At 30.3% G+C, this 13069-nt stretch carries 11 protein-coding genes; 9 read left to right on the top strand and 2 right to left on the bottom strand.

The genetic code is table 11. The features are described from left to right. The first annotated feature begins 7 nt into the window (after positions 1 to 7). The 7 genes from Q3304_RS11520 to clpX all read left to right on the top strand — a co-directional run bounded on the left by Q3304_RS11520 (position 8) and on the right by clpX (position 8641). A complete protein-coding gene (locus Q3304_RS11520; protein ID WP_407814664.1) occupies positions 8 to 790 on the top strand; it encodes an ABC transporter permease in 783 nt (260 codons plus the stop codon). Positions 791 to 1157: 367 nt separating this feature from the next. After that, positions 1158 to 3182: an NAD-dependent DNA ligase LigA gene (gene ligA / locus Q3304_RS11515; protein ID WP_407814663.1), complete on the top strand. Its 2025-nt coding sequence runs from the start codon at positions 1158 to 1160 to the stop codon at positions 3180 to 3182. 156 nt (positions 3183 to 3338) lie between these two features. Continuing rightward, on the top strand, positions 3339 to 4688 hold the full coding sequence (gene rph, locus Q3304_RS11510; RefSeq protein WP_407814662.1) for a ribonuclease PH: 1350 nt from the start codon (positions 3339 to 3341) through the stop codon (positions 4686 to 4688). Beyond that, positions 4688 to 5158: a metallophosphoesterase gene (locus tag Q3304_RS11505; RefSeq protein ID WP_054277662.1), complete on the top strand. Its 471-nt coding sequence runs from the start codon at positions 4688 to 4690 to the stop codon at positions 5156 to 5158. Before rph ends, Q3304_RS11505 begins: the two co-directional genes overlap by 1 nt. 193 nt (positions 5159 to 5351) lie before the next feature. Then, positions 5352 to 6638, top strand: coding sequence for a trigger factor (gene tig / locus Q3304_RS11500; RefSeq protein ID WP_054277661.1), 1287 nt, complete (start codon positions 5352 to 5354; stop codon positions 6636 to 6638). A 149-nt stretch (positions 6639 to 6787) separates the two neighbouring features. Then, entirely contained in the window at positions 6788 to 7372 is a 585-nt protein-coding gene (gene clpP / locus Q3304_RS11495) for an ATP-dependent Clp endopeptidase proteolytic subunit ClpP (protein WP_021386274.1), read from the top strand. 18 nt (positions 7373 to 7390) lie between these two features. Next, a complete protein-coding gene (gene clpX / locus Q3304_RS11490) occupies positions 7391 to 8641 on the top strand; it encodes an ATP-dependent Clp protease ATP-binding subunit ClpX (protein WP_054271743.1) in 1251 nt (416 codons plus the stop codon). A gap of 70 nt (positions 8642 to 8711) precedes the next feature. Here clpX and Q3304_RS11485 read toward each other — a convergent pair whose 3' ends face one another. Together Q3304_RS11485 and Q3304_RS11480 are read right to left on the bottom strand one after the other, a co-directional pair. Then, the gene (locus tag Q3304_RS11485) at positions 8712 to 9239 is read right to left on the bottom strand and encodes a chromate transporter (RefSeq protein WP_054271742.1); all 528 of its coding nucleotides are present in this window, start codon (positions 9237 to 9239) and stop codon (positions 8712 to 8714) included. Next, positions 9227 to 9739 (bottom strand): chromate transporter, encoded by a 513-nt coding sequence (locus tag Q3304_RS11480; RefSeq protein ID WP_021386213.1) that lies wholly within the window; start codon positions 9737 to 9739, stop codon positions 9227 to 9229. The genes Q3304_RS11485 and Q3304_RS11480 overlap by 13 nt, the downstream gene beginning before the upstream one ends. Positions 9740 to 9910: 171 nt before the next feature. Here Q3304_RS11480 and lon point away from each other — a divergent pair, with 171 nt between their 5' ends. Beyond that, complete coding sequence (lon, locus tag Q3304_RS11475; protein WP_054277659.1) at positions 9911 to 12274, top strand: endopeptidase La; 2364 nt, start codon at positions 9911 to 9913, stop codon at positions 12272 to 12274. Next, positions 12264 to 12875: a ribosome biogenesis GTP-binding protein YihA/YsxC gene (yihA, locus tag Q3304_RS11470; protein ID WP_054271740.1), complete on the top strand. Its 612-nt coding sequence runs from the start codon at positions 12264 to 12266 to the stop codon at positions 12873 to 12875. The genes lon and yihA overlap by 11 nt, the downstream gene beginning before the upstream one ends. The last annotated feature ends 194 nt before the right edge of the window (positions 12876 to 13069 follow it).

The raw sequence follows: 13069 nt of genomic DNA, 5'->3' as shown, positions 1-13069 counted from the left end.
GGTATCTATGTTTGATATAATTACTACGGAATTTCAAAAAATAAAACGATATAATATTCTATGGGTGGGTATTGTTGCTGTTATATTTTCGGCACTATTGGCAGTTTTTCAGATTATAAGCTCTCATGGTAACGAACCTCTAACGTATGAAAGTTTTGCTAATGGAGTCATCTGGAATAATTTCAGCCTTGCTTTTCCATTTGTTATTACTTTGATTGGAGGATATCTTATTAATCGTGAGTATACAGATCAAACCTTAAAGAACATACTGACTATTCCTGTTTCATTGCGTAAATTGCTAGTGGGAAAACTAATTGTGATTGGAGGACTTACTGTCCTTCTAAGTTTTTTTAGCTTTTTATGCACAGTTATTTTAGGATTGATATTTTGTCATATCAATATAGCTGTTATAATCGTTGTAAAATCCTTATTTCAGCTTTTGATTGTTAATCTGTGTTGTTATGTTGCTGTTTTACCAATTATTGTTTATTTTGGTTGTAAACAAAATACATTTCTTGCAGGTGTAGGAATTGCATTTGTCTATAGCTTCTGTGGTGTATTTGTCGCAGGAAGAAATCTAACAGACTTTTATCCAATCACAGCAGGGCTTGGTCTCTCTAGATATAACAATGGCGGGGGTATTGTTTATCAGCCACTTATTGGTGTAATGACTTTAATTGTGATTTTAATAGTGACAGCTATTCTACTTGCACTAACACCAAATTATGATAAAGTTATGGCTATATCTAAGAAAAAAGGGATAAAACGAAAAAAGTCTTCTCACAAATAACATCAATAGTACTTTTCCTGTATTTCTAATAAGCGACTACTTTGATTTTTCAGAGCAGTCGCTTTTTTATATTTAGCAAATTATGACTATTTTATGTTCCTTGACAACCTAATATCCCAATATATAGTATTTCTAATATGAAAATTATGTAGCTGAAAACAAAGTGGTACAATAATTATACTTTCTAACAATATCTACAGAATAGAGGAAGAGTTCCTACATTATGTGTAGATTTTTGGATAAGCACTTTTTTGTAATAAATTTAAAGTCAAAAAAGTGATATACTAAAAAATGTATAAATAGGAAATAATCAATTATAAGGAAATCTTAAAATAATTTAATTTAAAAAATATAAAGAGGTGCAAAAGTGAGCGTTAAAGATGAGATTAATAAACTTATAGAAAAAATAAACTACCATAATGAAAGGTATTATAATCAGGATAGCCCAGAAATATCAGACTATGAATATGATAAATTAATGAAAGAATTAATTTCTTTGGAAGAAGAAAATCCAGAACTAAAGAGAATTGATTCTCCAACAAATAGGGTAGGAGGTAAGCCATTAGATAAATTCAATCAAATTGTCCATAAAACTCCTATGTTAAGTCTATCGAATGCTTTTTCAGAACAGGACTTAAAAGATTTTGACAAGAGGGTTCAAGAATATGTAGGAGACAATGTTGAATATGTTGTTGAGTTTAAAATAGATGGTCTTTCTGTAGGTCTTACTTATAATAATGGAGAGTTCGAAAAAGGTGCAACTAGAGGAGATGGGATTGTAGGAGAAGATATTTCTCACAATTTGATGACAGTAAAAAGTATACCTCTTAAAATAAATGACAAAAAAGAACTAATAGTTAGAGGAGAAGTATATATCTCAAAAGATAATTTTAGAAAAGTAAATGAACAACAAGAAGAACAAGAACAGCCTTTATTTGCTAATCCAAGAAACCTTGCAGCAGGCTCATTAAGACAATTAGACCCAAAATTAACTGCCAAAAGACCTTTAGATATATTTATATTTAATATGGAAAATATAGAAGAATATGATTTAAAAAGTCACAGTGAATCCCTAGAGTATTTAGAAGAATTAGGATTCTCAGTAAGCCAAAGTTATAAAGTTTGTAAAAATATCGATGAAGTTATTGAACATATTGAATACTGGACGGAGAATAGAGGTAATTTGGAATATGAGATAGATGGTATGGTAATAAAAGTAAATGATATAAAACAGAGGGAAGAAATGGGATATACAGCAAAAAGCCCTAGATGGGCAATTGCATATAAGTTTCCAGCAGAAAAGAAAAAAACTAAAATAATAGATATAATAGTAGAAGTTGGTAGAACAGGTACAATAACACCTTCAGCAATACTTGAACCAGTCAGACTTGCAGGTACTACTGTAAGTAGAGCTACACTTCATAATGAAGATTATATAAGAGAAAAAGATATAAAGATAAATGACACAGTATTAGTTCAAAAAGCAGGCGATATAATACCTCAAGTTTTAGAAGTTATAACAGAAGAACGTACTGGAGATGAAATAGATTTTAAGATGCCAGAAAAATGCCCTGTATGTTCAGAACCAACAGTAAGATTAGAAGGGGAGGCTGCTGTAAAGTGTATAAATATGTCTTGTCCAGCTCAAATAAGAAGGGGAATTATACACTTTGTATCAAGAGATGCAATGAATATAGATGGTCTAGGAGAATCTATAATTACGTTATTGTTAAATGAAAAAATAATCCAAGATGTATCTGATTTATACTATATAAAAAAGGAAGATGTAGTCGACCTAGAGAGAATGGGTGAAAAGTCTGCTGATAATTTAATAAACTCAATTGAAAAGTCAAAAGAAAATGATTTATGGAGACTTATAAATGGATTAGGTATCAAATTTATAGGAGTTAAAGCAGCTAAAATACTTGCATCTAACTTTAAGGACTTAGATGATGTAATTTCTTCAACAAGTGAGCAACTGGAAAAATTAGAGGAATTCGGAAGTATAATGGCAAACAGCGTTGTCGAGTTTTTTAAGGAAGACAAAAATATAAATGTTATAAACAAGTTGAAAAGTGTAGGAGTAAACACAAAATCATTGAATAATACAGGAGAAAATGTAGAAAAGATATTTGAAGGAATGAAAATAGTATTGACTGGTACGCTTCCTACATTAAAAAGAAATGATGCAAAAGATATGATAGAAAAAAGAGGTGGAAAAGCTACATCTAGTGTAAGTAAATCGACAACATTTGTTTTGGCAGGGGAGGAAGCTGGTTCTAAACTTGCTAAAGCAAATGATTTAGGAATTAAAGTTATAGATGAAGATAGCTTTTTAGAATTATTGAATTTATCATCGAAAGATGAAGTAAAAGCTATATTAGAGGGCTAAAAAGTCGTTTAATTTACTAGAAAACTACTATAATTAATGATAGAATAGTTCAGTAAGCTAATGAGATTATAAAAAAACAATATAATATTTGATTAAATTAAAAATTATAAAAAATAACTTTATAAAATATAAAAAATATAAGAAAGGATATTAAAAATGACCAGAAGTTATGATAGAAGTAATGACCAGATAAGACCTGTAAAGATAAGCAGAAATTATACAAAGTATGCAGAAGGCTCTGTTCTTATAGAAATGGGAGAGACAAAGGTTATATGTACTGCATCAGTAGAAGAGAAAGTACCTCCTTTTTTGAGAAATAGTGGTACTGGATGGATAAATGCTGAATATTCTATGTTGCCAAGAGCAACACAACAAAGAAAGATAAGGGATGCATCTAGGGGGAAAATCGACGGAAGAACACAAGAGATACAGAGATTAATAGGAAGAGCAATAAGGTCTGTTGTAGATTTGAATAAATTAGGTGAAAGAACTATTTGGGTAGATTGCGATGTTATACAAGCTGATGGAGGAACTAGAACAGCTTCTATAACAGGAGCATTTGTGGCAGTTGCAGAAGCAATATATAAATTATATAAAGCAAAGACAATAAAAGAAATGCCAATAACAAATTTTGTATCTGCAATCAGTGTTGGAATAGTAAATGAAACACATATGTTGGATTTATGTTATGAAGAAGATTCTAAAGCACAGGTAGATATGAATATAATAATGACTGATAAGTGTGAGTTTGTAGAAGTACAGGGGACTGGAGAAGAGAAACCTTTTTCGAGAAAAGATTTAAATTTATTGTTAGAGTTAGGAGAAAAAGGGAATAAAGAATTAATAAAGTTTCAAAGAGAAGCTTTAGGTGAAATAGCAGATGAGATATTAGGTATGGAGTATGGTAATGAAGTAGTAATTGCTACTAATAATGCTCATAAGCTAGAAGAAATAGGTGAAATCTTAAAAGACTTTGAATATACAGTGTATTCTTTAAAAGATGTTGACCTAGCAGGTATAGAAATAGTTGAGGATGGAAAAACATTTGAGCATAATGCATTAATAAAAGCTAGAACAATAGCTAAAAAAACTAAACTTATAGCAATATCAGACGATTCAGGTTTAGAAGTAGATGCTTTAGGCAAAAAACCTGGTGTTTATTCAGCTAGATATGCAGGAGAACATGCAACAGATGAAGAAAATAGAGAAAAGCTATTAAAATCTATGCAAAATATACCAATTAGTAAAAGAAATGCAAGATTCGTCTCTGCAATAGCAGTAGTTTTCCCAGATGGAAAAGAGTTTGTAGTAAGAGGAATCTGTGAAGGAACAATAGGTTTTGAAGAAAAGGGTAAAAATGGCTTTGGATATGATAGCTTATTTATAGTAAAAGGATATAATAAAACCTTTGGTGAGATACCTAGTGTTATAAAAAATTCAATCAGCCACAGAGCAAATGCACTAAAACTTATGAAACAAGAGTTTATAAAAAGGGTAGTGAAGTAATGAAGATAGGTATAGTAAGTGACACACATATGATGATTAAAAATATGGAAAAAGCAATACCATATTTGAAAGAATGTGACCTAATAATTCATGCAGGAGACAATTTTACAGACTCAAGATATATTTACAGCATGACTAATGTGGGAATCATTGCAGTTAAAGGTAATTGTGACTTTGATGCTGTTGAGGAAGAAGTTGTCTTTGAAGTAGCAAATAAAACTATATTTTTATGCCATGGAGATAAGTATGGTGTAAAATACGGAACACAGATGTTAGAAAACAAGGCAAGTGAAGTTGGAGCTGATATAGTTATATTTGGTCATACCCATACTCCGTTTAGAGAAATTAAAGATAATGTGCTTTACATAAATCCTGGAAGTACTTCACTTCCAAGAGGAGTATCGTATAAAAGTTTTGTTATTATGGACATAGAAGATGATGACATAAATATTGAAGAAATACGTATATAAGGGTGTATTTATCCAAAAAAACGGCAAAAAACACTCAAAAAATTAAATTTTATCAAATAAGTGCAACGATATTAATGGAACACTTGTAAATAAAAAAACTTATGTGATATAATTAAGTGGTTGAATTATAAATAGAATGAATTATGATACCATTATCGGGTATTACATAAATATCACTAGGAGGATTAGAAGGATGAAAGCAGAACTAATTAAAAAAGAGGGTAATAAAGTTACTTTAAAAATAACAGTAGATAACAATAAATTTGAAGCAGCAGTAAATAAGGCTTATAATAAAAGCAGAAATAAATACAATATACCTGGATTTAGAAAAGGTAAAGCTCCAAGAATTGTTATAGAGACTCAATACGGAAAAGGCATATTCTATAATGATGCTATAGAAATATTATTCCCAGAAGTTTATCCAGAAGCTATCAAGGAATTAGATATAGACCCAATAGACAATCCAGATTTAGATATAGAGGAAATAAGCAAAGATAATGGATTAGTTATGGTTCTTAATGTAGAAGTTAAACCAGAGTTTGAATTAGGAAACTACAAGGGTATAGAAATAGCTAAGGTTGAGAATACTGTAAGTGACGAAAATGTTGAAGCTAAACTACAAGAAATGGTTGAAAAAAATGCTAGATTAGTAAGTGTAGAAGATAAGGCTTTAGAAGATGGAGACACAGCTATAATAGACTTTGAAGGTTTTGAAAATGGTGTGGCTTTTGAAGGTGGTAAAGGTGAAAATTATAACTTAGTTATAGGTTCAAACACATTTATACCAGGATTTGAAGAACAATTAGTAGGTAAAAAAGCTGGTGAAGAAGTAGAAGTTAATGTTACTTTCCCAGAAGAATACCACTCACAAGATTTAGCTGGAAAACCAGTTGTATTTAATGTGAAAATAAATGATGTAAAAGTAAAAGAATTATCTGCATTAGATGATGAATTTGCTAAAGATACTAGCGAATTTGACACTTTAGATGAATTAAAAGCAGATGTAAGAGCTAAATTAGAAGAAGAAGCTAAAAATAGAGCAGATGCAGAAACTAGAAATTCAGTAGTAGAAAAAGTTGCTGAAAATACAGAAATAGAAATACCAGAAGTTATGGTACAACATCAAATAGATAATATGTTAAATGAACTTAACTACCAATTACAATATCAAGGATTTGGATTACAACAATTATTAGAGATGACTGGTAGAACTATGGAAGAATTAAGAGAAGAAAGAAAAGAAGATGCTAAAAAATTAGTTAAATCTTCTCTAGTATTAGAAGCAATAACTAAAGCTGAAGGAATTGAAGCAACAGAAGAAGAATTTAAAGCTGAGTTAGAAAAAATGGCTTCTGCTTACAATATGGAAATAGACAAAATAGAAGCTTCTTTAAGAGATGCTGATAAAGAAGATATAAAAGGACAAATAAAGATAAGAAAAACAATAGATTTATTAGTTGAGAATGCAACAATAGCTTAATAAAATAAACGCTAACTAATATAGTTGACGTTATAGAATGTTTAGTATATAATGATGTGCAAATATAATTTAGTTAAATGCGTATAATAATTTACAGTAGCTTAAAAAAAGCTACTGTAAATTATATAGAATAAAGGGGGTATGAAACCATGGCATTAGTACCTGTAGTTGTTGAACAAACAGGAAGAGGAGAAAGATCTTATGATATTTTTTCTAGACTATTAAAAGACAGAATAATCTTCTTAGGAGATCAAGTTAACGATGCCACAGCAGGGCTTATAGTAGCACAGCTATTATTTTTAGAAGCTGAAGACCCAGACAAAGATATACATTTATATATAAATTCTCCAGGAGGAAGTATAACTTCTGGAATGGCTATATATGATACTATGCAATACATCAAACCAGATGTAAGCACTATATGTATAGGTATGGCTGCTTCTATGGGAGCATTCTTGTTGGCAGCAGGAGCAAAAGGAAAAAGACTAGCACTACCAAATAGTGAGATAATGATACATCAACCATTAGGTGGAGCTCAAGGTCAAGCGACAGATATAGAAATTCATGCAAAAAGAATTTTAAAAATAAAAGAAACTCTAAATGAGATATTATCTGAAAGAACTGGTCAGCCATTAGAGAAAATAAAAATGGATACTGAACGTGATAACTTCATGAGTGCAATAGAAGCCAAAGAATATGGTTTAATAGATGAAGTATTTACAAAGAGACCGTAGATAGAGAGAGGTGTTAATATGTCTAAATATGAAGAAAAACGACAATTAAAGTGTTCATTCTGCGGTAAAAATCAAGATCAAGTAAGAAGATTAATTGCAGGTCCAAATGTATATATTTGTGACGAGTGTGTTGAACTTTGTGACGAAATTATTCAAGAAGAAATAGAAGATACTATAGATGAAGATACTACATCATTACCAAAGCCAAAGGAAATGATGGAGATTCTAAATGATTATGTAATAGGTCAAGAAAAAGCTAAAAAAGCTTTATCAGTTGCAGTTTATAATCATTACAAGAGAATATACAGTAAAAAATCTAGTAACAAGGATATAGAAATTCAAAAGAGTAATATACTTTTACTAGGACCTACTGGTTCTGGAAAGACATTACTTGCTCAAACTCTAGCAAGAACTCTTAATGTACCTTTTGCAATGGCTGATGCTACATCATTAACTGAAGCTGGATATGTTGGAGAAGACGTTGAAAACATACTTCTAAAACTTATTCAAGCTGCTGATTTTGATATAGAAAAAGCTGAAAGAGGTATAATATATATAGATGAGATAGACAAAATTGCAAGAAAATCTGAAAATCCATCTATAACTAGAGATGTAAGTGGTGAAGGTGTTCAACAAGCCCTTCTAAAAATATTAGAGGGTACTGTTGCAAATGTTCCACCACAAGGAGGAAGAAAACATCCTCATCAAGAATTCCTAAAGATAGATACTACTAATGTATTGTTTATACTAGGTGGAGCTTTTGATGGATTAGAAAAAATAATCCAAAAACGTGGTGGAGATAAAACACTAGGTTTTGGAGCTAAGATAGAAAGTAAGAAAGAATTAGATTTAGGAAAGCTATATGAAAAAGTACTTCCAGAGGATTTATTAAAATATGGTATAATACCTGAATTTATAGGAAGAATACCAGTTTTAGCTACTTTAGAATTACTGGATGAAGATGCATTGATGCAGATATTACAGGAACCTAAAAATGCTCTAGTAAAACAGTATAAAAAACTATTGGAGTTGGATGATGTTGAACTAGAATTTGAAGAAGGTGCTCTTCGTGCAATAGCTAAAAAAGCTATAGAAAGAAATACAGGAGCTAGAGGGCTTAGAAGTATAGTTGAAAGCGTAATGATGGAGACTATGTTTGAGGTACCATCTAGAGATAATATAAAGAAGGTTATAGTAACAGAGAAATCTGTGAACGAAGACTCAGTAAATCCTATCATAGTACTTAAGGATCAAGAGGAAAGTGCATAAGATGATGAAAAGGAGCTTTAAAGGCTCCTTTTTTTATGTTAATATGCTTAATATAAAACTAGATATTACATTATAAAAATGAGAGTAATATACCTAGAACACCAAAGACGAATACAATTGCAATAGAACCAATTTTTCCTTTATATAAAAGGTAAAAGGATACTATAAATGCAATTATTCCATATAAGTCCCAATTAACTTCTTTGGCAGATGAAAAAGCTGCCGATAATATGAATCCTAAAGTAATTGGTCTAAGAACCATCAATAAGTTTTCTACTTTTTTATTATTTTTGAACTTAGAAAATAACTTTGATATAATAGTTAGACCTACTAATGCAAAAATCGTTACACCAATAGTTGCAGACAGAGAACCAAAAAAACCTGCAGTCTTAAACCCTACAAATGTAGCACTATTTATTGCTACAGGGCCTGGTGTAGATTGTGATATAGCAAGTAAATCCAAGAATTCTTGATTAGTTATTAGGTGGTATTTAGATATAAATTCTTGTTGAATAAATGGCAGCATGGCATATCCACCACCAAAACTAAAGGCTCCTATTTTAAGGAATATTAAAAAGAGTAGTGTTATTTCTGACATAGACTATATACACCTCCTCCAATTATTAAATAAATAGGGCTTATATTGAATACACCAACAGATAAAACTGCTATAATTAATAGTAGTATGTTAGTTCTAGACTTTGGCAGTTTCTTAAACATGCTCGTAAAAGAATACAATATAAGAGCTATTACGACAGGGGCAACTCCTTTAAAAAATCCATCTAAAATTTTAGATGATGAATTTTTAAAATATAGATATGATAAGACTAATACTATACAAAATGATGGTAAAGCAGAGCCTAAGGTACATATAAGAACTCCTGGTATACCATAAAGTTTATATCCTAATAATACAGATATATTAACTGCCAGTACTCCAGGGTAACTTTGAGCTATGGATAGAAAATCAATAAATTCTTCCTGCTCTAAAAGCTTTTGTTTGTTTACAAGTTCATCTTGTATAAGAGGAACCATAGCGTATCCACCACCAAACGTAAACGCACCGATTTTTAAAAAAGTTAAAAACAATTTCAACATAATAGAAACCTCCAAAAGATAAATAACATCTAAGTATACTAACATTAATATTATATCATAATAAAATAGTAATATAATATGCTAAGAATTTATCATTAATGTTGAAAATTAACTTGTTCGAATATATAATATTAAAATCAAAATAATTAGACTAGAAAAGGAGTAATGTTGATGGAACAAAATTATACTAAAATAGATCATGAATTACCACTAATTCCTCTAAGAGGATTAGCAATATTTCCATATATGATATTAAATTTTGATATAGGAAGAGAGATATCTCTTAAAGCTTTAGACCAAGCTATGATGGAGGAAGAACTTATATTTTTAACATCTCAAAAAGAAGCTGAAGTTGATGAGCCAGGAGAAGACGATTTTTATCATGTAGGGACAATTTGTAAAGTTAAACAAATGATAAAATTACCAGGAGATACAGTTCGTGTTTTGGTTGAAGGTGTATCAAGAGGTAGGGTAAAACAAATAGAACAAGAAGAAGGGTATTTCAAAGCAGTAATAGAAGAAATAGTCTTTGATAGTGACAATTTAGATAGTGAGACAGAAGTTGAAATTGAAGCATTTGTAAGAAATGTATTTGATGCCTTTGAAGAGTATATAAATATCGGAAACAGAGTATCACCAGAAATATTAATATCTTTGGCTGATATAGAAGATGTTGATAGATTTATAGATACGATAGCTGCCAATATATATCTAAAGTCAAGCCAAAAACAAGAAATATTAGAAGAATTTGATATTAAGAAAAGACTTGAGCTTATTTATTCTATATTATTAGAAGAGATAGATATACTAAAAATAGAGAAGAAGATAACTTTAAGAGTTAAAAAACAGATGAATAAAGTTCAAAAAGAATATTACCTTAGAGAACAACTAAAAGCAATACAAAAAGAATTAGGTGAAGAAGAAGATATAAATTCTGAAGCTGATGAATACAGAGAAAAGCTTAAAAAAATAAAAGCACCTAAGACAACTAAGGAAAAAATAGAAAAAGAAATAGATAAATTTTCAAAGATATCTTCAATGTCTCCAGATGTATCTGTAAGTAGAAACTACTTGGATACTATATTTTCATTGCCATGGAATAAGGAAACAAAAGATAAGCTGGATATAAATAAGGCAAATGCTATACTAGATGAAGACCATTATGGATTAGAGAAAGTAAAAGAAAGAATACTAGAATACTTAGCTATAAGAACACTTGCTAAATCACTTAAAGGTCCTATAATATGTCTAGTTGGTCCTCCAGGAACAGGAAAGACATCTATAGTAAAATCAATAGCTAGAGCGTTGAATAGAAAGTTTGTAAGAATATCTTTAGGTGGAGTTAGAGATGAAGCAGAAATAAGAGGTCATAGAAGAACTTATGTAGGTTCAATTCCAGGAAGAATAATCAATGGAGTAAAAGAAGCACAAACAAAAAATCCTGTATTTTTATTTGATGAGATAGATAAAATGGCAGCAGATTATAAAGGTGACCCAGCTTCAGCAATGCTAGAAGTATTAGACCCAGAGCAAAATAAGGATTTTGTAGACCACTACTTAGAAATACCTTTTGATTTATCAAAAATACTATTTGTTACAACAGCAAACAGTCTAGGTAATATACCAAGACCATTATTAGATAGAATGGAAATAATAGAAGTATCTGGATATATAGAAGAGGAAAAATTAAATATAGCAAAAAAATATTTACTTCCAAAACAAATTAAAGAGCATGCTTTAAAAGAAAACTTCATAAAAATGGATGATGAGACTTTAAGAAGTATAATAAATCATTATACAAGAGAAGCAGGTGTAAGAACACTAGAAAGAACTATTGGTAAAATTTGTAGAAAAGTTGCAAAAAAATATGTTGAAGACCCAACTCTTGAAGAAGTTATTGTAAATAAGTCTGACTTAGAGACATATCTTGGAAAAGACATGTTTAAGTATCAACTTGCAGAAGTTAATCCTCAAATAGGATTAGTAAATGGTCTTGCATGGACAGCAGTTGGTGGAGTTACACTTGAAGTAGAAGTAAATGTACTTAAAGGTAAAGGCGAAATTGTATTGACTGGGAAGCTAGGAGATGTTATGAAGGAATCTGCTAAGACAGGTATATCTTATATAAGGTCAATAGTGGACAAGTTTGATATAGACCCAGATTTTTACAAGACAAATGATATTCATATACACATTCCAGAAGGTGCTGTTCCAAAAGATGGACCATCAGCTGGTATAACTATGGCTCTTGCAGTAATTTCAGCACTTACTAAAAGACCTGTCCCAGGCAATATAGCTATGACAGGAGAGATAACTTTAAGAGGTAGAGTATTAGCTGTAGGAGGAGTTAAAGAAAAATTATTAGCAGCTCATAGAGCTGGTATAACAAAAGTATTAATTCCTAAAGAATGTGAAGCTGATTTAGATGAGATACCAGAAAATGTAAAAGAAAAAATGGAGTTTGTACTTGTAGAACATATGGATGAAGTATTAGAACAAGCTTTGTTAAAGAGTGGTGAGAAGAATGAAAATTAGAAGTTCAGAGATAACTATGAGTGCTGTGAATAAATCACAGTATCCAGCAGAAGGTATTCCAGAGATAGCATTAGCTGGTAGGTCAAATGTTGGGAAATCATCAATAATAAATACATTGCTTAATAGAAGAAACTTTGCTAGAACTAGTCAAACACCAGGAAAAACTAGAACTATAAACTTTTATCTAATAAATAATGAATTTTATTTTGTGGACCTTCCAGGTTATGGATATGCAAAGATAGCTAAGTCTGAAAAAGAAAAATGGGGAGGCATAATGGAAAGATATCTAGAAAGTAGACAAGAATTATGTTCTATATTTCTACTTGTAGATATTAGACATGAGCCTACAGCAGATGATAAGCTTATGTATGAATGGATAAAACACTTCGGATATAACTGTGTGATTATTGCAACTAAGGCAGATAAAATATCTAGAGGACAATATCAAAAACATATAAGCATAATAAGAAAAAAATTGCAAATGGAAAGTAGCGAAAAAGTAATCCCTGTTTCCTCATTAAAAAAGACTGGTGTTGAAGAACTATGGGAAGAAATTGTAAATCAATATAATCAACATGGATATGAGATAACAGTAGATTAGTTATAACTATATTAATATCAAAATAAAATATAGGATGCCTCAAAATAGTTCTAATGGATATTTTTTGGCATCCTTGTTGTTTATAAACAATAGATATTAGCAATTTATTGTTATAAATTAAAAAAACTGCAAGGTTTGATATAAATTAGTATATTTAAAAACTTAGTCACTGATGAAATCAGAAATAAATTTTA

The organism is Clostridioides sp. GD02377 (genome assembly GCF_045899875.1).
Lineage (GTDB): Bacteria > Bacillota > Clostridia > Peptostreptococcales > Peptostreptococcaceae > Clostridioides > Clostridioides difficile_A.
The sequence above is the reverse complement of the archived record's forward strand: the minus strand, read 5'-3'. Positions and strand labels throughout refer to the sequence as shown.